We start from the raw sequence: 21055 nt of genomic DNA on the forward strand, positions 1-21055 counted from the left end.
CACGAGTTCACCCCGCTCGAGATCGACGAGGCGTCCATGGCCTTCGACGCACACGAGGAGGTCGGCCACGGCGGCCACTTCCTCGGGGCCGCTCACACCATGGAGCGGTTCCGCACCTGCTTCTACCGGCCGTTCCTGTCCTCCTCGGACAACTACGAGCGCTGGATGCGCGGCGGCGGCCGCGACACCGCCGACCGGGCGTCGGAGATCTGGAAGAAGCGGCTCGAGGAGTACGAGCAGCCCGCGTTGGACGACGCCATCCGCGAGGAGCTCGAGGAGTACGTCGTACGACGCCGCGCGGAGCTCGGCGACTGACCGCGCCCTGACGCACGTGATGGCCCCGGTGGTTGGGGTGCGAAGGCGTCCTGGCGCCTGAGCCTCGACACCCCCGGGGTCCGGCTCCGGCGACGTCGGCTCAGGACAGGCCGAGGATGGTCCCGTCGTCGGCGAGGTCGATCCGCGAGGCGGAGGGGTCCCGGGGCAGGCCGGGCATCGTCATCATGTCGCCGCACACCACGACGACGAACCCGGCTCCCGCCGACAGCCGGACCTCCCGCACGTGCAGCTCGTGGCCCGACGGCGCGCCCACCGACTTCGGGTCGGTGGAGAAGGAGTACTGCGTCTTCGCGACGCACACGGGCAGCGTGCCGTACCCGTCCCTCTCGATCCGCTGCAGCCGGCGCAGCGCCTTGGCGTCCCAGGTCACCAGCGCGGCGCCGTACAGCTTGGTGGCCACCGCCTCGACCTTCTCGGTGAGCGACAGGTCGTCCTCGTAGGTGAACGAGAACGTGTCGGGCGAGGGCTCGTCCAGGGCTGCCAGCACCCCCTTTGCCAGTCCTTCGGCCCCGGTGCCGCCGTCGGCGAAGTGCGTCGCCGGGAACGCGCGGACTCCCTCGGCGGCGACCAGGTCGACGACGGCCGTGACCTCCGCGTCGGTGTCGCTCGGGAACCGGTTGATCGCGACGACGCACGGGATGCCGTACACGTCGCGCACGTTCGCGAGGTGTCGACGCAGGTTGACCATCCCCGCCTCGACCGCGGCCAGGTCCTCGGTGGCGAGCTCTGCCAGGGGTACGCCGCCGTGGTACTTCAGCGCGCGTACGGTCGCCACCACGACGGCGAGGTCGGGCCGGAGCCCGGACTTGCGGCATTTGATGTCGACGAACTTCTCGGCTCCGAGGTCGGCCCCGAAGCCGGCCTCGGTGATCACGATGTCGGCGAGCCGCAGCCCGGCCCGGGTCGCCATCACCGAGCTGCAGCCGTGAGCGATGTTCGCGAACGGTCCGCCGTGCACGAAGGCTGGGGCTCCCTCGATGGTCTGCACCAGGTTCGGCGCCAGCGCATCGCGCAGCAGCGCCGCCATCGCGCCGTCGGCGCCGAGCTCCCGAGCCGTGACGGGCTTCATCGCTCGGGTGTAGCCGATCACGATGTCGCCGATCCGCTGCTTCAGGTCGGCCCAGGACTCCGTCAGGCAGAAGATGGCCATCAGCTCCGACGCAACGACGATGTCGAAGCCCTCGGAACGGGGGAACCCGTTCGCGTGCCCACCGAGCCCCACCACCACGTCGCGCAGCGCGCGGTCGTTCATGTCGAGCACGCGCTTCCAGGTGACGCTGCGGACGTCGATGTCGAGCTCGTTGCCGTGGTGGACGTGGTTGTCGATCAGGGCGGCGAGCAGGTTGTTCGCCGCCGCGAGCGCAGCGAAGTCGCCGGTGAAGTGCAGGTTGATGTCGGTCATCGGCACCACCTGGCTGTAGCCACCCCCGGCAGCGCCGCCCTTCATGCCGAACACCGGGCCCATGGACGGCTCGCGCAGGCACGCGATCGTGCGGTGCCCCAGGCCGTGCAGGGCGTCGGTCAGACCGACCGTGGTCGTGGTCTTTCCCTCGCCCGGCGGCGTCGGCGACAGCGCCGTCACCAGGACCAACCGGCCCAGCGGTCGGTCGGCGAGGGAGCTCAGGTACGTCGGATCGACCTTGGCCTTGTAGTGGCCGTACGGCACCAGGCGCTCCTCGGGGATCCCGAGCGTGTCGGCCGCGACGTCCTTGATGGGACGCAGCACGGCGGCGTTGGCGATCTCGATGTCCGACAGCACGGTCGGTCTCCTTCTCTCTCCGGCTCTGTGATCTGTGATCTGTGTGATGTTCCCTCAGCGGAAGACGACCGTACGAGTGCCGTTGAGCAGCACCCGCGACTGCGAGTGCCAGCGCACCGCGCGGGAGAGCACCTGCGCCTCCACGTCCCGTCCTGCCGAGACCAGCGCGTCCTGCGTGTAGCCGTGGTCGACGCGGGTGACGTCCTGCTCGATGATCGGCCCCTCGTCGAGGTCGGCCGTGACGTAGTGGGCGGTGGCGCCGACGAGCTTGACGCCACGGTCGAACGCCTGGTGGTAGGGCTTGGCTCCCTTGAAGCTCGGCAGGAACGAGTGGTGGATGTTGATGGCCCGACCGGCGAGCGCGCGGCACGTGTCGTCGCTGAGCACCTGCATGTAGCGGGCCAGCACGACGAGGTGGATCCCGTGCTCCTCCACCAGGCGCAGCAGCTCTGACTCGGCCTGGGGCTTCGTGTCCGGGGTGACGGGGAGGTGGTGGAAGACGACGCCGTAGGAGCGGCACAGCGCCTCGGCGTCGCGGTGGTTGGAGACGACCAGCGGAACCTCGATCTGCAACGACCCGGTCGTGGTCCGGAACAGCAGGTCGTTCAGGCAGTGCAGGTAGCGGGAGACCATGATCAGGGTGCGGAACGGCGCCGCCGCGGCCCACAGCTGGTACTCCATCGTGTATTCGTCCGCCACGGACGCGAAGTCCTCTCGCAGTGCCTCGGCGCCGTGGGTCCCGGTCGTCGTGAAGTCGATCCGCATGAAGAACCGGCCGGTGTCGGGGTCACCGTACTGTTGGCTCTCCACGATGTTCCCGCCGTGCTTGACCAGGAACCCCGTGACGGCGTGCACGATGCCGGGGCGGTCGGGGCACGACAGCACCAGCACGAAGTCGCCGACCGGGGCGGTGCCGGACACCGCGGGTGCGGTCACGTTGCGCTGCACGAAACGAAGTGTGCGATAAGCAACAGGCTGTGCGCTACTGTCGCGCCATGAGCAACACCGCGGAGGTCCGCGACGTGGCTCCCGGAGGCGTCCAGTCGGTCGACCGGGCGCTGACGATCCTCGAGGTGCTCGCCCGGGTCGGTGAGGCAGGGGTCACCGAGCTCGCCGCCGAGCTCGACGTCCACAAGAGCACCGCGTTCCGGCTGATCGCGACGCTCGAGCAGCACCGTCTGGTGGAGCAGGCGGGCGACCGCGGCAAGTACCGGCTCGGCGTGGGGGTGCTGCGGCTCGCCGGCGCCACCACCGCCCGGCTCGACCTGGTGCAGGAGGCCCGGCCGGTCTGCCGGCAGCTGGCCGCCGACACCGGTGAGACGGTCAACATCGCGGTGCTGTCGGAGCGCAGCGCGCTCTACCTCGACCAGGTGGCCGGGTCCTCCGCCCTCCAGCCGCACAACTGGGTCGGGCAGCACATTCCCCTGCACGCCACGAGCAACGGCAAGGTTCTCCTCACCGGCCTGGACCGGCCGCGACTCGACGCGATGCTCGGTTCGCTCCCGACGTACACCTCCCACACCATCACGAAGAAGCGGGCGCTGCGTGACGAGCTCGACCGGGTCCGCGAGCTCGGCTATGCCATCGCGGTCGACGAGCTCGAGGTAGGACTGACCGCCGTGGCGGCCCCGATCCGCAACTCCCACGGTGACGTCGTGGCGTCCATGAGCGTGTCCGGCCCGACGTTCCGGCTGACCGCGGACCGCGTGGACGACGTGGCCCGGCGGCTGGTCGAGGCCGCCGAGGAGGTGTCCCACCGGCTCGGGTGGGGCCACCGCTGATATGGGCAGATAGAGCAGCCTGGCTCGGCGTGTTCACGCCGTTGGTGTCCAAACGGCAGCGCGGCCACCGGTCAAGACCCTGTTCCCCGACAACCGGCAGGATCCACGGCAAGGTCACGAAACGGGCGCAGACGCTTGACGCTCGGGCCGGACCGCAGCATTCTCAGCAGACAAAGCCAGTTGCGCGGACAGCATTCCATTGCACGATGCGCAACAGACGGCGCCAGAAGTGGGGGTCGCCCATGCCACAGCTCTACATCGACGGAGCGTGGACGAGCGCGCTCGCGGGCGCGCAGCGGGAGATCTCGTGCCCTGCCGACGGTACACCCGTCGGCTTGGTCGACGAGGCCGCCCGCGAGGACACCGAAGCCGCGATCGCGGCCGCCCGCCGTGCCTTCGACGACGGCGCCTGGTCGGCGACCCCGGCGCGCGAGCGGGGCGACCTGCTGCTGCGTGTCGCCGACCTGCTCGAGCGCGACGCCGCCGACGTGGCGCGGCTGGAGGCGCTCGACACCGGCAAGCGGCTGGTCGAAGCGGAGTACGACGTCGCCGACGTCGTCAGCGTCTTCCGCCACTACGGCCACGTGGCAGCCGAGGAGGCAGGCCGGGTCGTCGACACCGGGAACGTCGATGTGGTCAGCCGCGTGGTCCACGAGCCGATCGGCGTGTGTGGCCTCATCACCCCCTGGAACTACCCGCTGCTGCAGGTGTCGTGGAAGGTCGCGCCCTGCCTCGCCGCGGGCAACACGTTCGTGCTCAAGCCGAGCGAGCTGACGCCGCACACCGCGGTCCACCTCATGAAGCTGTTGGAGGAGGCCGGCCTGCCGGCCGGAGTCGGCAACCTGGTGCTCGGCGCCGGAGCGGACGCCGGCGCCCCCCTGTCCGAGGACCCGCGGGTCGACCTGGTGTCGTTCACCGGCGGGCTGGTCACCGGACGCCGGATCATGGAGTCGGCCGCGGCCACCGTCAAGAAGGTCGCTCTCGAGCTGGGCGGCAAGAACCCCAACATCGTCTTCGCCGACGCTGACCGCGCGGTCGCGCTCGACTACGCGCTGACCGCGGTGTTCCTCCACTCCGGCCAGGTCTGCTCGGCCGGTGCCCGACTGGTCGTCGAGGAGTCGATCCACGACGAGTTCGTCGACGGGCTGGTGGAGCGGGCGCAGCTGATCCGGCTCGGCGGCCCGTTCGACGACAAGGCCGAGACCGGCCCGCTGACCAGCGCCGCCCATCGCGACAAGGTGGAGGCGTACGTCGCGCGCGGGTTGGAGGAGGGCGCCGTCCTCCGCTGCGGTGGCCGCCGGCCGGACGACCCCGCGCTCGCCGACGGCTTCTACTACCTGCCGACGATCCTCGACGGCGTCACGAGCTCGATGTCGGTCGCCCAGGACGAGTCGTTCGGCCCGGTGCTGACCGTCGAGACGTTCCGCGACGAGGACGACGCGGTCGCGATCGCCAACGACAGCATCTACGGCCTCGCGGGTGCGGTCTGGACCCAGGACGCCGGCAGGGCGCAGCGGGTCGCCGGCCGGCTGCGCATGGGCACGGTGTGGATCAACGACTACCACCCGTACGTACCGCAGGCGGAGTGGGGCGGCTACAAGCAGTCCGGCACCGGCCGGGAGCTCGGCCAGGCGGGCCTCGACGAGTACCGGGAGACCAAGCACGTCTGGCACAACATCCGTCCCGTCGAGCAGCGCTGGTTCGCGGGTTAGGCGGGAGCCGGGGATGAAGCGCTACGACTACGTGATCGTCGGAGGAGGCTCCGCCGGCTGTGCGCTCGGTGCCCGGCTCTCGGAGGACGCGGGTACGTCGGTGCTCGTGCTGGAGGCGGGTCGCTCGGACATCAAGCTCGACCCGTTCATCCACATGCCGGCCGCACTGCCGTTCCCGATCGGCAGCCGCCTCTACGACTGGCGCTACGAGACCGATCCGGAGCCGGACCTCCACGACCGCAAGGTGTTCCACGCCCGCGGCAAGGTGCTGGGCGGGTCGTCCTCCATCAACGGCATGATCTTCCAGCGCGGCAACCCGCTCGACTACGAGCGGTGGGCGGCCGAGCCGGGGATGAAGGAGTGGGACTACCTCCACTGCCTGCCGTACTTCAAGAAGATGGAGACCTGCATCGCCGGCGCCGACGACTGGCGCGGCGGTGACGGGCCGCTCAAGCTGGAGCGTGGCCCGGCCGACAACCCGTTGTTCACGGCGTTCTTCGAGGCGGCGCAGCAGGCCGGCTACCCGCTCACCGACGACGTCAACGGCTACCGGCAGGAGGGCTTCGCCAGGTTCGACCGCAACGTCTACCGCGGTCGACGGCTGTCGGCGGCGCGTGCGTACCTCCACCCGGTCAAGCACCGCAAGAACCTGACCGTGGAGACGCTCGCCTTCGTCACCGGTGTGCGTTTCCAGGGCACCCGCGCCGTGGGTGTCGACTACCGGCGGGCCGGGGTCTCGCGTCAGGCCGCCGCCGGCGAGGTGATCCTCTGCGGCGGCGCGATCGCCAGCCCGCAGCTGCTCCAGCTGTCCGGCGTGGGTCCCGAGGGGCTGCTCCGGCAGCACGGCATCGACGTCGTCCACCACAGTCCGGGCGTGGGCGAGAACCTCCAGGACCACCTCGAGGTCTACATCCAGTACGCGAGCAAGCAGCCGGTCTCGATCGCGCCCGGCCTCCGGTGGCGGGCGCGGCCCAAGATCGGCTACGACTGGCTCGTCCACCGCCGCGGCCTCGGGGCGACCAACCACTTCGAGGGCGGCGGCTTCGCGCGCAGCAACGAAGACGTCGACTACCCGAACCTGATGTTCCACTTCCTGCCGATCGCGGTCCGGTACGACGGGTCGGCACCCACGAAGGGCCACGGCTACCAGGTCCACATCGGTCCGATGTACGCCGACACCCGGGGCTGGGTGCGCATCCGCAGCACCGACCCGCGGCAGCACCCGTCGATGCGGTTCAACTACCTCTCGACGCCCAACGACCGCAGGGAGTGGGTCGAGGCGGTGCGGGTCGCGCGCGACATCCTCACCCAGCCGGCGTTCGACGCCTACAACGACGGCGAGCTGTCGCCCGGGCCGTCGGTCGAGACCGACGAGGAGATCCTGGAGTGGGTCCGCCAGGACGCCGAGACCGCACTGCATCCCTCGTGCACGGCGAAGATGGGGATCGACGAGAGCTCGGTCATCGACCCGTCGTCCATGCGGGTGCACGGGGTCGACGGTCTGCGGGTCGTCGACGCCTCGGTCTTCCCGTTCGTGACCAACGGCAACATCTACGCGCCGGTGATGATGGTCGCCGAGAAGGCGGCAGACCTGATCCGCGGCAACACTCCGCTGCCTCCCGCCGACGTCCCGTACTACCGCCGCCGCGACGGCAGCCCGCTCTATCCACCCGGCGACAGCCGCAACCTCGAGGAGAACAGATGAGCACCATGATCCGTCAGGAAGCGGCGGTGTCGACGGACTCGGGCGACGCGGCACTCTCGGTCCGCAATCTCTGGAAGATCTTCGGCAGGGAGGCCGACAAGATCATCGGCACGCCCGACGCCGAGCTCTCCCGTGCCGAGCTGAAGGAGAAGACGGACTGCGTGGTCGGGGTCCGTGACGTCTCGTTCGACGTCGCTCCCGGCGAGGTCTTCGTGGTGATGGGCCTGTCGGGATCCGGCAAGTCGACCCTGATCCGGTGCCTGACCCGGCTGATCGAGCCCACCGCCGGCGACGTCGTGATCGACGGGCAGGACCTCACGCAGGCCAACGAGTCGCAGCTGCGCGAGCTGCGCCGTCACCACACCGCGATGGTGTTCCAGCACTTCGGGCTGCTGCCCCACCGGCAGGTCATCGACAACGTGGCCTACGGTCTCGAGATCCGCGGCGAGGCCAAGAAGGACCGTCGGACCAGGGCCGCGGAGATCGTCGACCTCGTCGGCCTCACCGGCTATGAGCACTCCTACCCCGACCAGCTCTCGGGCGGCATGCAGCAGCGGGTCGGCCTGGCGCGGGCGCTCGCGAACGATCCGTCCCTGCTGCTGTTCGACGAGCCGTTCTCGGCGCTCGACCCGCTGATCCGCCGGGACATGCAGAACGAGGTGATCCGGCTCCACCACGAGCTCGGCAAGACGATGGTGTTCATCACCCACGACCTGGCCGAGGCGCTCAAGCTCGGCGACCGGATCCTGATCCTGCGCGACGGTGCGGTGATCCAGGTCGGGACTCCTGACGAGGTCGTGGCTGCGCCGGCCGACGACTACGTGAAGGACTTCGTCAGCGACGTACCCCGGTCGCACGTGCTCACTCTCAAGTGGGTGATGCGCGAGCCGCGCGCCGACGACTCGACCGAGGGTCCAGTGATGACGTCCGACACGGTCGTCCGCCAGGCAGCACGAGCCGCGCTGGCCTCGGACCATCCGGTCCGGGTCGTTGACGACGGGAAGCTGGTCGGCATCGTGGACGACGACGCGATCCTCCGCGTGGTGGTCGCCGAGGAGGAGGCGGCGACATGAGCACACTCCTCGAGCCGGCGCCGGCGCCGCAGCCGGAGGCCAAGGAACCGCCTCCAGCCCCGCCCGAACCCCGCTCGCTGCCACGGTGGGCGTGGGCGCTCATCGTGCTCGGGGTCTGGATCGTGGTCTGGTCGTTCACCAAGGGCCAGGACACGCTCGCCCTCGGCGCACGGGAGCACACCGACCTGCACAACACGTTCACGGAGTTCCGCGACACAGTCCTCGCCAGCCGCGACACGAACCCTTTCATCCAGTTCACCTACCAGCTCGGCGAGTGGTTCAAGGTGGCCGTCGAGTGGCTCCAGCGGATGATCTCGATCCCCGACTTCCCACGGCCGGTCCCGCAGATCGGCTGGCTGGGAGTCACCGCGGTCGCGACGTGGGTCGGGCTGGCCGTCGCCGGCTGGCGGATCGCCCTGCTCGTCGCGGCGTCCTTCGCGTCGTTCGGGCTGTTCGGCTACTGGTCGGACTCCATGGACCTGCTGATCGTCACGTTCGTGGCGGTCACCGTCGCAATCGTGATCGGGATGCCGCTGGCCGTGATGCTCGGCACCAGCGGCCGGGTGGGCAACTCGATCATCAACACGATCCTCGACATCTTCCAGACGATGCCGACGTTCGTGTACCTGCTGCCGATCGTGCTGTTCTTCGGTATCGGGGCCTCCGCGGCCGTCGTGTGCACCCTGATCTACGCGCTCCCACCGCTGATCCGGATCGCCGGTCACGGCATCCGCTCGGTGTCCACCACCACCATCGAGGCCACCGACTCGGCCGGACAGACCAGCTGGCAACGGCTCCGCAAGGTGCAGCTGCCGATGGCGCGCAAGACCATCGTGGTCGGCGTGAACCAGACGATCATGGCCGCGCTGTCGATGGCCACGATCGCGGCGTACGTCGACGGTCCGGGCCTGGGTCAGCCGGTCCTCTCCGCGCTGTTCAAGAACGACGTCGGGGGAGCGTTCGTCCCGGGCATGCTGATCGTGGTGATGGCGGTCATGCTCGACCGCACGACCACTGCCGCGAGTGAGGCGTCCGAGAAGGCCGCCCGCGGTGGCATCGACCTGAAGCGTCGGCGGATCGTGCTGGCCGCGCTGGCCGTGCCGGTGGTCGTGGCGCTGTGGATGTCGCGCTACTTCACGTGGGCGGCGGAGTTCCCCGAGAACGACCTGGGGGCCCGCATCGCGGATGCCGTCAACCGGTTCACCGCGTGGTTCGTCGACGTGTTCGGCGGCGCTACCGAGTGGTTCAAGAACCTGATCAGCGAGCTGCTGCTCAACCCGATGCAGGAGCTGCTCGCGGAGTCCCCCTGGTACGTGTCGGCGACCGGCATCTTGGCCTTCGCCGCGGTCTTCGGTGGTCTGCGAGCGCTGCTCCCGACCGTCATCTGCATCGCGGGCATCTGGTTCTTCGACCTATGGCACGACGCGATGATCACGTTGAACATGACGTTGGTCGGCACCGTGCTGGTCATGGTGCTGGCACTGATCTTCGGTGTGTTGATGGCACGCAGCAAGTCCGTCGACCTGGTGGTACGGCCACTCCTGGACGCGGGCCAGACGATCCCCCCGTTCGTCTATCTGATCCCGATGCTCGCCCTGTTCGGCCCCACCCGCTTCACCGCGATCGTCGCCGGCGTCATCTACGCGGCACCGGTGGCGATCAAGCTCGTGGCCGACGGCGTCTCCGGCGTCTCCTCCACCACGGTGGAGGCGTCCCGTTCGACCGGCGCGACGACCTGGCAGGAGATCACCAAGGTCCAGCTGCCGATGGCCAGGGGCTCGCTCGTGCTCGCGGCCAACCAGGGACTGCTCTACATGCTGTCCATGGCGGTCATCGGTGGGATGGTCGGCGCCGGCGCGCTCGGGTACGACGTGGTCCTCGGCTTCTCCCGGTCGGAGGAGTGGGGCAAGGGCGCCTGTGCCGGCATCACGATCGTGCTGATCGGGATCATGATCGACCGGATCGCCCGCGCCGCGGCCGTCAAGGAGTCCGTCACCCATGATCCGACCAAGCGGCCCTGGTGGCGATCCGCCATGGGCTGACCCAAGAGCTCGGTGCACACAACAGAGAAACACGCACGACGTAACAGAGGAGACGGAATGCGGAACACGCGGAACAGTTGGATGCGAGGTGCCCGCGCGGTCGCGGCCGTGGCGTGCGTGGCCGTGGTGACGGCCTGCGGCGGAGGTGACATCGGGGAGCAGACCCAGGCCAACCAGGAGGACGCCGACGCCGCCGGAGGCGAGTGCGGCGAGCTCAACATGGCCGTCAACCCGTGGGTGGGCTACGAGGCCAGTGCCTACGTGGTCGGGACGGTCGCCCAGGAGCAGCTCGGGTGCACGGTCAACTACAAGGACCTCAAGGAGGACGTCTCCTGGCAGGGCTTCGGCACCGGCGAGGTGGACGTCGTCATCGAGGACTGGGGCCACCCCGACCTCGAGAAGAAGTTCGTGGCCGAGAAGGGTGGTGACGGTAGCGCCACCGACTTCGGCGAGAACGGCAACGTCGGCATCATCGGTTGGTACGTCCCCGGCTGGCTCGCCGAGGAGCACCCCGACATCCTCGAGTACGAAAACCTGAACGACTACGCCTCGGAGTTCGCCACCTCGGAGTCCGGCGGACAGGGCCAGTTCCTCGGGTCGGACCCGTCGTACGTCCAGTTCGACGAGGCGATCATCGACAACCTCGGGCTCGACTTCAAGGTGGTCTTCTCCGGCGGCGAGGCGGCCACGATCACGGCCTTCACGCAGGCCGAGGAGAACAAGGAGTTCCTCATCGGCTACTTCTGGGAGCCGCAGTACGTCCACGCCGAGGTGCCGATGGAGCAGGTCGCACTTCCACCGTACGAGGAGGGCTGCCAGGACGACCCGGCCAAGGTGGCATGCGCCTACCCGGACACCCCGCTGAAGAAGTTCGTCTCGACGGAGTGGTCGGAGTCCGACTCGACGGCAGTCGACCTGGTCCGTAACTTCAACTGGTCCAACGACGACCAGAACCAGGTCGCCGCCTACATCACGAGCGACAAGATGTCACCGGAGGACGCCGCGGCGAAGTGGATCGAGGAGAACCCGGACAAGGTGGAGGCTTGGCTGCCGTGACGGACGTGGGACAGACCCGCGACCCGTAACCGACAACGGAAAGGGAAACGGAATGACGGATACTCGGGAACGTTCATCCGGTCCGGCTGCGGCGGGCAGACCTGCCGCAGCACCGATCGACAGGGTCGTCTTCGGCGTCGCGGCGGCGCTGTCGGTCGGCTTCGTGCTGATCGGCGTGATCTGGCCGGACGGCCTCGCGGAGAAGACGGGCTCGGCGCTCACGTGGGTGACCGGCAACTTCGGGTGGCTGTTCGTGATCACCAGTGCGGCCTTCGTGCTGTTCTCGGCGTACCTCGCGGTGACCAGGTACGGCAACATCAAGCTCGGCCCGGACGACTCCGAGCCCGAGTTCTCGACGTTCTCGTGGGTGTCGATGATGTTCGCCACCGGCATGGGCATCGGCCTGATGTTCTGGGGCGTGGCGGAGCCGCTGACGCACCTGAACGCCCCGCCGTTGGGGCAGGCCGAGCCGGGTACGGCCGAGGCAGCGGCGCTGGCGATGCAGTGGACCTTCTTCCACTGGGGTTTCCACCCCTGGGCGATGTACGCCGTGATCGGGCTGTCGATCGGCTACTTCGCCTACCGGAAGGGGTTCGGCAACCTGATCTCGGCCACGTTCCGGCCACTGATGGGTGAGCAGGCGGGCAAGGCGCCGGGCAAGACGATCGACGTGATCGCGATCTTCGCGACGCTGTTCGGGTCCGCCACCTCGCTCGGCCTGGGAGCGCTGCAGATCACCGGCGGCATCGACAACGTGTTCGGGTCGGGCGCCGGCAGCAAGACCCTGGCGGTGGCGGTGATCGCGGTGCTGACCGCGTGCTTCGTGGTGTCGGCGGTCTCCGGGGTCGAGCGGGGCATCAAGTACCTCTCGAACGCGAACGCGGTGGCGGCCGCTGTGCTGGTGTTCTTCCTGTTCGTGGTGGGCCCGACCGTGTTCATCCTGAGCACGTTCACCCAGACGATGGGGGACTACCTCACGCACCTGCCGTCGATGGCCTTCAACACCGGCGTCTACGACAGCGAGGCCAGCTCGTGGCTCGGTGGCTGGACGATCTTCTACTGGGCATGGTGGATCTCGTGGACGCCCTTCGTCGGCATGTTCATCGCGCGGATCTCGAAGGGCCGCACCATCCGGCAGTTCGTGATCTACGTGATCCTGGTCCCGAGCCTGGTCTCGTTCGTCTGGTTCGCCATCCTCGGCGGCTCGGCGCTCGACGAGCAGCTCAACCAGGGTTGGTCGCCGCCGACGACCGACGAGGGCGGGATCGCGCTCGAGGCATCGCTCTTCGAGCTGCTGCGGCAGTTCCCGCTGTCCTCGATCACGGTCGCGCTCGCGGTCTTCCTGATCGCGATCTTCTTCATCACCGGCGCAGACGCGGCGTCGATCGTGATGGGGATGCTCAGCCAGAACGGCGAGGAGGAGCCGCAGCGCACCCTCACCATCTTCTGGGGTGTCGCCACCGGTGCGGTGGCGGCGGTGCTCCTCTGGGCCGGTGGTCTGAGCGCGCTGCAGACACTGGTGATCCTCGTCGCGGGGCCTTTCATGCTGATCCTGATCGGCATGTGCGTCTCGCTCGTCAAGTCTCTGCGGGAGGAGCAGTTCGAGTCGACGATGGAGACCCGGACCCGCAAGGCGTGGCAGCACGCCCAGCGGTTCCCTGACGGCCCGTAGGCAGGACGTCGGCCCTCCCCGGCTGTGCTTGACAGCAGCCGGGGAGTGCGACGTACATTTTATCGTGTTTCACATCGCGCACTAGGTTGCGTGATTCGCAACAAGGAGAGCAGTCATGGCCAACGTTCCCAGCCGAGCCGGTGTCGTCGTGATCGGCGCGGGCATCGTCGGCAACAGCCTGGTACACCACCTCGCGAAGCTCGGGTGGCGCGACATCGTGCAGCTGGACCAGGGTCCGCTTCCCAACCCCGGAGGTTCGACCGGTCACGCCTCCAACTTCATCTTCCTGACCGACCACTCGCGTGAGATCACCGACCTGACGCTGGACTCGGTGAAGCAGTACCAGGAGATGGGGGTCTTCACGCAGAGCGGCGGGTTCGAGATCGCGCGCACCGAGGAACGGATGGAGGAGCTGCGGCGGCGGATGTCCTCGGCCAAGGCCTGGGGCATCGAGGCCGAGCTGGTGTCCCCGGAGTTCGTCAAGGAGAAGGTCCCCTTCATCGAGACCGACCAGTTCATCGGCGCCTTCTGGCAGCCCGGCGTGGGTGTGGTCGACTCGTTGCGCGCCGGCACCATCATGCGCGAGTCGGCCATGGAGCTGGGCGCACTCACCACCGTTCCCAACTGCGAGGTGACCGGCCTCGACGTCGAGGACGGCCCTCGAGGCAGCAGGATCCGTCGGGTGCGTACCGACAAGGGTGACATCGAGACCGAGCACGTCGTCATCGCCTGCGGCGTGTGGAGTCCCAAGATCGGCGACCTGGCCGGCGTCAGCCTGCCGCTGACTCCTGCGGTGCACCAGATGATCTCGGTCGGCCCGTGCCCGCAGCTGGCGGAGACCGAGGGTGAGATCACCTTCCCGATCGTCCGCGACATGGACACCTTCTGCTACGAGCGTCAGCACGGCGCGGACATGGAGGTCGGCTCCTACGCCCACCGCGCGATCCTCCACGAGCCAGAGGACATCCCCACCCTCGAGCAGGCCAAGCTCTCGCCGACCGAGCTCCCCTTCACCGACGAGGACTTCGACCCGCAGCTCGAGCAGGCCCTCGAGCTGATGCCCGAGCTGCTCGGTGCCGACGGCGCCGAGATGCGCTACGCCATCAACGGCCTGCTCTCGCTGACCTGTGACGGCAACCCGATCCTGGGAGAGAGTAACGTCAAGGGGCTGTGGACCGCCGCCGCGGTCTGGATCAAGGAGGGCCCCGGCGTCGGGCGCGCCGTGGCGGAGTGGATGACCTACGGCCACTCGGAGATCGACATCCACCACAGCGACATCGCCCGCTTCTACCCGCACCAGATGCGCCGCGAGCACACCAGGCTGCGCACGACCGAGTCCTTCATCAAGACCTACGGGATCATCCACCCCGCCGAGCAGTACGAGTCCGACCGCGACCAGCGGCTCTCACCCATGCACGAGTCGCAGACGAAGCTCGGCGCGATGTTCTTCGAGACCGTCGGGTGGGAGCGGCCGTTCTGGTACGAGTCGAACGCCGGACTGCTCGAGGAGTACGGCGACGCCGTGATGCCGCGCGAGCACGAGTGGGACGCACGCTGGTGGAGCCCGATCATCAACGCCGAGCACCTGCGGATGCGTGAGGCTGCCGGGGTCATCGACCTCACGGCGTTCTGCGTCTTCGACATCGAAGGTCCCGGAGCGCTCGAGGCGGTGCAGACGACCTGTGTCGCGCAGTGCGACGTCGCTGTCGGGAAGGTGATCTACACCCCGGTGCTGGACGCCAAGGGCGGCTTCAGGTCCGACCTGACCGTGATGCGCCTCGGCTCTGCTGAATCCGGGGGGGACCACTTCCGGGTGGTCACCGGCGGTGCGCACGGGATGGCCGACCGCAAGTGGTTCACCGACCACCTGCCCGAGGACGGGGCCACCACGCTCACCGACCGCACCGACGACGTCTCCACGATCGGTCTGTGGGGCCCGCGAGCCCGCGACATCCTGTCCTCGCTGACCTCCTCCGACCTGTCGAACGAGGGGTTCGGCTTCCTGACCTGCCGCGAGATCACGGTGTCGAACGGCGCCGGACAGGCGGTGCCGGTGCTCGCGTCGCGGATCTCCTACGTCGGCGAGCTGGGCTGGGAGCTCTACGTGGCGATGGACCGCGCCGCGGAGCTGTGGGACCTGTTGCTGGAGGCGGGCGCTCCGCACGGCGCGGTGCCGGTCGGGATCGGCGTCTACGGAACCACCGGCCGGATCGAGAAGAGCTACCGCGCCTTCGGCTTCGAGCTCGACGGCGAGCGGACGATCGTCGAGGCGGGGATGCAGCGACCGAAGGTGAAGGCGGCGGACTTCGTCGGCAAGCAGGCCTACCTCGAGCAACGGGACGCCCTCTCCGAGGGAGGGCCCCAGACCGTGCTGTGCACCCTGGCTGTGGACGACCACACCTCGGCGTCGGGGACGAAGCGCTACATGCTGGGCGGTGAGCCGATCCTGACCCGGGACGGCAGAACGCTGATCGACGGTCACGGCCACCACCCGTACGTCACCACCGCCGGCTCGGCGCCGTCGCTCGGCAAGCACCTGCTGATGGCCTACCTGCCTCCGGCCGAGGCCCGGGTCGGCAACGAGCTCGCCGTGTCCTACATGGAGGAGCTCTACCCGGTGACCGTCGTCGCTGCCGACGCGGCGCCGGTGCTCGACCCCGAGAACACGAGACTGCGATGAGGGGGCTGCCGTGAGGGTCCTGGTCTGCGTGAAGCGGGTGCCGGACGTTGCAGGTCAGGTGATGCTCGCAGCCGACGAGCAGTCCGTCGACGCCCGGCACGTCGGCTACACCGTGAGCAACCACGAGAACAGCGCGGTGGAGCTGGCGATCCGGGTCGCCGACGCGACCGGCGGCTCGGTGGCACTGGTGACGGTCGGGCCCGCCGACTCGGTCGAGCAGCTGCGGAGCCTGCTGGCCCTGGGGTGTCATGCGGCGACCCTGGTGGAGGCCGACCCCGTGGCGCTCGGCCCGGCCGACGTCGCGCGCGAGATCGCAGCGGTGGTCGAGGACCACGCCGCCAAGGGGTCGGGCTACGACCTGGTGCTGCTGGGCAACGACGCCGCCGACAGCGGCGACTTCCAGGTAGGCATCCGGCTCGCCTACGCCCTGGGCTGGCCGGTGGTCAACGGTGTCTCCGTGGTGGAGACCGCAGACGGGCGTGCCATCACCCGCGGCGACGGGCCCGAGGGCGAGGAGAGCTTCTCGGTGCCGCTGCCCGCCGTGGTCACGGTCCTCGAGGGCGGGGTCGAGCCGCGCTACCCGAGCCTCAAGGGCCGGATGGCGGCGAAGAAGATCGAGGTCGAGACGCGCACGCTCGCGGGTGACCCGCACGGGGCGGACCGGGTGAAGCTGCAGGTGCCGCCCGCCCAGCCGAGCAACGTGGAGGTGCTCGGCGAGGGCGCGGTCGCCGCGCCGGCCGTGGTCGACCTCCTGGAGAGTCTGAAGGTGCTCCGATGATCCTGGTCCTGGTCGAGCTGGAGAACGGCACGTCCGCCGAGGTGTCGCTGGAGACCTTGGCCTTCGCCCGGTCGCTGTCCGAGGCCGGCGGCGGCATCGCGATCCGGGCGGTGCTGGTCGGGGACGTGCCCGACCGCGACGCGCTGGCAGCCGAGCTCGGCCGGCACGGCGTGAGTGAGGTACGGCATGCCACCGGCGACGCGTTCGACGCGTACGGCGGCGCCAGCTGGGCAGCCGCGGTACAGGCGGCACGCGCGGACACCTCCTCGGTGGTCGTGACCGCAGCCGGGACACCACGCGGCAACGAGGTGCTCGCCCACCTGGCCGCCCGCCTCGACGTACCGATGGCAGCGAACGTGGTCGCCTTCTCCGGGCTCTCGCCCTTCACCGTGACCCGGCAGGTGATCGGCGGCGCAGCCCTGGAGGAGATGACGCTGGCGACCCGGCCGGCGCTGTTCACCGTGGCAGGTCACTCGTGGGTGGCCGCGCCGGTCGACGGCCCGCCGGCGGCGTGGCACGAGTTCAGCCCCGAGGTGGCCGAGGCCGACCTGGTGGCCCGGGTGCACTCCACCGGGGTCAAGGAGGCCGACGAGTCCGGCTCGCTGAAGTCCGCCTCGGTCGTGGTCGGTGCCGGTCGCGGTGCCGGGGGACCAGGTGGGTTCGCCGCGGTCGACGAGCTCGCGGAGCTGCTCGGCGGTGTGGTGGGCGTCTCCCGCGTGGTCACCAGCCTCGGTTGGCGACCCCACCACGAGCAGGTCGGGCAGACCGGCAGCCGGATCTCACCGGACCTCTACATCCCCTGCGGCATCTCCGGCGCCATCCAGCACTGGGCCGGCTGCGCCAGCTCCAAGGTGATCCTCGCGATCAACACCGACGCCGAGGCGCCGATGATGACCCGCGCCACGTACGCCGTGGTCGGCGACATGCACGAGGTCGTCCCGGCGATCAACGAGGAGATCCGCAGCCGCCGGTCCTGATCACGGGGTCCCACCTACGCTGGTGCGGTGAACGAGCGGAGCCGGTGGTTGCGCGCGGCCGTGACCGGTTGCGCGGTGCTCGCGCTCGCCTCCTGCACGGACGCGCCCGGCTCGGTCGCCGACCCCACTCCGAGCGCCGACGAGCCGAGCGGCAGCGGCACACCGACCAGCAGCACCGCCACCCCCCTGGCCGAGAACGCGGTGGAGTCCCCGGGTCCGCTCAAGGACCGGCTCTACCGCCCCGACATGCTCATCTTCTCCGGTCAGGAGCTCAGCGACGCGACGGTGAAGCGGATCAAGCGGCTGCGCGAGGTGGCCGCGGTCGAGCCGATCGGGCTGGGCCAGGTGACCATTGAGAACCAGGCGCTCACCGTGGCCGCAGTTGACGGCGCGACGTACCGGCGCTTCACGCCTCGTCAGTCGGCGCAGAAGCAGGCGGTCTGGGACCGGCTGGCCGGCGGTGAGCTGGCGGTCCGCGAAGCACTCGGCAAACGGCTGCAGGACGACGAGGGGAACGTCGCGCTCGGTGGTGGCACCGACGCGCCCGTGGTCCACATCGGCGCGTACGCGCCCCAGGCCACCACGATCGACCTGGTGGTCAACACCGCGTGGGTCGACGACCTCGAGGGGATGGTGTTCGGCAACGGGCTGCTGCTGTCGACCGAGGGCTTCGACCCCTCGACCATCCGCAAGGACGTCGAGCGGATTGTCGGGAACCGGGCGTCCGTGCAGGATCTCGACATCGCCTCCAGGCTCGGGCTCGACCCCGGTGCCGTCCAGACCGCGTTCCTCACCGGTGGCTCGATCGCCAGCGTGGTGGGCACGTTCAACTACACCGTGCTCGGCGGCGGTCGGATCGGACCCGACCCGGCGTGGGTGTCGGCCAACATCGCCACCGAGTCGGTGCCGATCCTCGGAAGCGTCACCTGCCACCAGGCCCTCTTCCCGCAGCTGCGGGCTGCCCTCGAGGAGATCGTCGTGGCCGGGCTGGCCGACGAGATCCACGTCGACGAGTACGCCGGCTGCTACCACCCGCGCTTCATCGCCAACACCACCACGCTCTCCAACCACTCCTTCGGCCTGGCTCTCGACCTGAACGTCCCGGGCAACCAGCGCGGCACCGTCGGCGAGATGAACCGCGAGGTGGTCGCCATCTTCGAGAAGTGGGGCTTCGCCTGGGGCGGACACTGGGGCTACACCGATCCCATGCACTTCGAGCTCGCGCGGCTGGTGGAGCCGCGGTAGCGGGGGTGCCGGAATCCCCGCTCAGCCGGGGAACCAGTGACTTCGCGCGCGAACCATCGCGCACGAGGTCATGGACTCGCCCACGAGGTCCGGCGCGAGTCGAGTCGTTGAACGCCCCGTCACGAGACCGTGCCCCCGGCGGCAGTTAGGGTCGACGCGTGAGCACACTGGACGACGCCCGCGAGGGCATGGACACCGCCATCCGACCGCAGGACGACCTGTTCGGCCACGTCAACGGACGCTGGCTCGATGACGTCGAGATCCCGAGCGACCGGTCGAGCTGGGGGCCGTTCGTCGAGCTCGCCGACGTCGCCGAGCAGCAGGTGCGCGACATCATCGAACAGCTCGCGGCTGCCGACCGCGAGACGTTGGACGAGGACGCCCGCAAGATCGCAGATCTCTACCGGTCGTTCATGGACACCGACCAGATCGCCGAGCGCGGCAGCCGGCCGCTCATGCCGTTGGTCGAGGCGGTGCACGGGCTGCGCGACGTCCGCGACCTCGCGGCGTTCCTGGGCGAGTTCGAGAGGCTCGGAGGGTTCGGGCTGTTCGGGTCGTATGTCGACACCGACGCCAAGAACTCCGACCGCTACATCGTCAACGTCGTGCAGGGCGGGCTCGGCCTCCCCGACGAGTCGTACTACCGCGAGGACAAGTTCGCCGAGATCCGCGAGAAGTACGTCGCCTATCTCACCCGGATGTTCGAGCTGGGCCAGCAGGAGGACGCCGCCGCGGCGGCCGCGACCGTGCTCGCCGTGGACACCCGGCTCGCCGGCGGTCACTGGGAGCGGGCCGAGACCCGCGACGTGCAGAAGACCTACAACCTCAAGACCCGCGACGAGCTCGAGGAGCTGGCGCCGACCTTCGACTGGGACGCCTACGTCCGCAACCTCGGGGGCTCGGCGGAGACCATCGCCGAGGTGTGCGTGAGGCAGCCGTCGTACCTCGAGCACCTGTCCCAGGTGCTGACCGAGGTCCCGATCGAGGACTGGCGGACCTGGATGGTGAGCCGGGTGCTGCGCTCGGCGGCGCCGTACCTGACCGACGACTTCGTCGAGACCAACTTCGACTTCTACGGCCGCACCCTCAGCGGAACCCCCGAGCTGCGGGCTCGCTGGAAGCGCGGTGTCGCGTTCGTCGAGGGAGCGATCGGCGAGGCGGTGGGCCGCGAGTACGTCGCCCGCCACTTCCCGCCGCGCAGCAAGGAGCTGATGGACGACCTGGTGGCCAACCTGCTGGAGGCGTACCGGCAGTCCATCACCGACCTCGACTGGATGACCGACGAGACCAAGCAGCGCGCGTTCGAGAAGCTGGCGACGTTCCGCCCCAAGATCGGCTACCCCGACACGTTCCGCGACTACTCCGCCCTCGAGGTCGACCCCGACGACCTGATCGGCAACGCCGGTGCGGCCTCGGCGTTCGAGACCGACCGCCAGCTCGCCAAGATCGGGTCACCGGTCGACCGTGACGAGTGGTTCATGCTGCCGCAGACCGTCAACGCCTACTACAACCCGGGCACCAACGAGATCTGCTTCCCGGCCGGGATCCTGCAGAAGCCGTTCTTCGACCCCGAGGCCCACCCGGCGGAGAACTACGGCGGCATCGGCTCGGTGATCGGGCACGAGATCGGACACGGCTTCGACGACCAGGGCTCGCAGTACGACGGTGCGGGCAACCTCAACAACTGGTGGACCGCCGACGACCGAGCGGCGTTCGAGGTCCGGAGCAAGGCCCTGATCGAGCAGTACGACCAGTTCGAGCCGCGCGACCTTCCCGGTGAGCGGGTCAACGGCGCGCTCACCGTCGGCGAGAACATCGGTGACCTCGGTGGTCTCACGATCGGCCACAAGGCGTTCCTCATCAGCCAGGACGGGAGCGCGTCGGTGGAGGAGCGACGGAAGGTGTTCCTGAACTGGGCCTACTGCTGGCGCACGAAGCGGCGCAAGGAGCAGGAGCAGCAGTACCTCACGATCGACCCGCACTCGCCGCCGGAGTTCCGTGCCAACATCGTGCGCAACCTCGACGAGTTCCACGAGGTCTTCGAGACCGCCAGCAGCGACGGGCTCTGGCTCGACCCGGAGCGGCGGGTCCGGATCTGGTAGTGGTCCGGAACGCGATGCGGCCCGCCGGTGCCGCGACATCTGAGATGTTGCGACACCGCCAGGCCGTCCCCCGCGGTTTGTGTCCGCCGGTTCCCCCGTGCGCGACGTGCGCAACCGGCAAGACTGGTCCATCGTGG

At 69.3% G+C, this 21055-nt stretch carries 15 protein-coding genes; 13 read left to right on the top strand and 2 right to left on the bottom strand.

All coding sequences use genetic code 11. The features are described 5' to 3' along the window. Window positions 1–315, top strand: a 315-nt coding sequence (locus VFZ39_RS11880) for a trimethylamine methyltransferase family protein (protein ID WP_330865968.1), incomplete at its 5' end; no start/stop codon positions are given. A gap of 100 nt (window positions 316–415) precedes the next feature. Here VFZ39_RS11880 and VFZ39_RS11885 read toward each other — a convergent pair. Next, entirely contained in the window at window positions 416–2095 is a 1680-nt protein-coding gene (locus VFZ39_RS11885) for a formate--tetrahydrofolate ligase (protein ID WP_330865969.1), read from the bottom strand. 54 nt (window positions 2096–2149) lie between these two features. Next, complete coding sequence (gene purU / locus VFZ39_RS11890; RefSeq protein WP_330865971.1) at window positions 2150–3043, bottom strand: formyltetrahydrofolate deformylase; 894 nt, start codon at window positions 3041–3043, stop codon at window positions 2150–2152. 47 nt (window positions 3044–3090) lie between these two features. On the opposite strand from purU, the gene VFZ39_RS11895 reads away from it, so the two are divergent. The 12 genes from VFZ39_RS11895 to VFZ39_RS11950 all read left to right on the top strand — a co-directional run bounded on the left by VFZ39_RS11895 (window position 3091) and on the right by VFZ39_RS11950 (window position 20918). Continuing rightward, a complete protein-coding gene (locus tag VFZ39_RS11895) occupies window positions 3091–3876 on the top strand; it encodes an IclR family transcriptional regulator (protein ID WP_330865972.1) in 786 nt (261 codons plus the stop codon). A 242-nt stretch (window positions 3877–4118) separates the two neighbouring features. Then, window positions 4119–5588, top strand: coding sequence for an aldehyde dehydrogenase family protein (locus VFZ39_RS11900; RefSeq protein WP_330865973.1), 1470 nt, complete (start codon window positions 4119–4121; stop codon window positions 5586–5588). A 13-nt stretch (window positions 5589–5601) separates the two neighbouring features. Beyond that, the gene (gene betA, locus VFZ39_RS11905; protein WP_330865974.1) at window positions 5602–7293 is read left to right on the top strand and encodes a choline dehydrogenase; all 1692 of its coding nucleotides are present in this window, start codon (window positions 5602–5604) and stop codon (window positions 7291–7293) included. After that, window positions 7290–8366: a glycine betaine/L-proline ABC transporter ATP-binding protein gene (locus VFZ39_RS11910; RefSeq protein WP_330865975.1), complete on the top strand. Its 1077-nt coding sequence runs from the start codon at window positions 7290–7292 to the stop codon at window positions 8364–8366. The genes betA and VFZ39_RS11910 overlap by 4 nt, the downstream gene beginning before the upstream one ends. Beyond that, window positions 8363–10408 (top strand): ABC transporter permease, encoded by a 2046-nt coding sequence (locus VFZ39_RS11915; RefSeq protein WP_330865976.1) that lies wholly within the window; start codon window positions 8363–8365, stop codon window positions 10406–10408. Before VFZ39_RS11910 ends, VFZ39_RS11915 begins: the two co-directional genes overlap by 4 nt. 57 nt (window positions 10409–10465) lie before the next feature. Next, window positions 10466–11464, top strand: a complete 999-nt coding sequence (locus VFZ39_RS11920) for an ABC transporter substrate-binding protein (RefSeq protein ID WP_330865977.1) — start codon at window positions 10466–10468, stop codon at window positions 11462–11464. Window positions 11465–11516: 52 nt separating this feature from the next. After that, a complete protein-coding gene (locus VFZ39_RS11925) occupies window positions 11517–13136 on the top strand; it encodes a BCCT family transporter (protein ID WP_330865978.1) in 1620 nt (539 codons plus the stop codon). Between the two features lie 115 nt (window positions 13137–13251). Beyond that, window positions 13252–15816: an FAD-dependent oxidoreductase gene (locus VFZ39_RS11930; protein ID WP_330865979.1), complete on the top strand. Its 2565-nt coding sequence runs from the start codon at window positions 13252–13254 to the stop codon at window positions 15814–15816. A gap of 10 nt (window positions 15817–15826) precedes the next feature. Continuing rightward, window positions 15827–16594, top strand: a complete 768-nt coding sequence (locus tag VFZ39_RS11935; protein WP_330865980.1) for an electron transfer flavoprotein subunit beta/FixA family protein — start codon at window positions 15827–15829, stop codon at window positions 16592–16594. Then, window positions 16591–17571, top strand: coding sequence for an electron transfer flavoprotein subunit alpha/FixB family protein (locus VFZ39_RS11940; protein ID WP_330865981.1), 981 nt, complete (start codon window positions 16591–16593; stop codon window positions 17569–17571). The genes VFZ39_RS11935 and VFZ39_RS11940 overlap by 4 nt, the downstream gene beginning before the upstream one ends. A gap of 27 nt (window positions 17572–17598) precedes the next feature. Further along, window positions 17599–18816 (top strand): M15 family metallopeptidase, encoded by a 1218-nt coding sequence (locus VFZ39_RS11945; RefSeq protein ID WP_330865982.1) that lies wholly within the window; start codon window positions 17599–17601, stop codon window positions 18814–18816. Between the two features lie 158 nt (window positions 18817–18974). Further along, window positions 18975–20918: a M13 family metallopeptidase gene (locus VFZ39_RS11950; protein WP_330865983.1), complete on the top strand. Its 1944-nt coding sequence runs from the start codon at window positions 18975–18977 to the stop codon at window positions 20916–20918. Window positions 20919–21055 lie beyond the last annotated feature (137 nt).

This window comes from Nocardioides sp., from assembly GCF_036374615.1.
Classification (GTDB): domain Bacteria; phylum Actinomycetota; class Actinomycetes; order Propionibacteriales; family Nocardioidaceae; genus Nocardioides.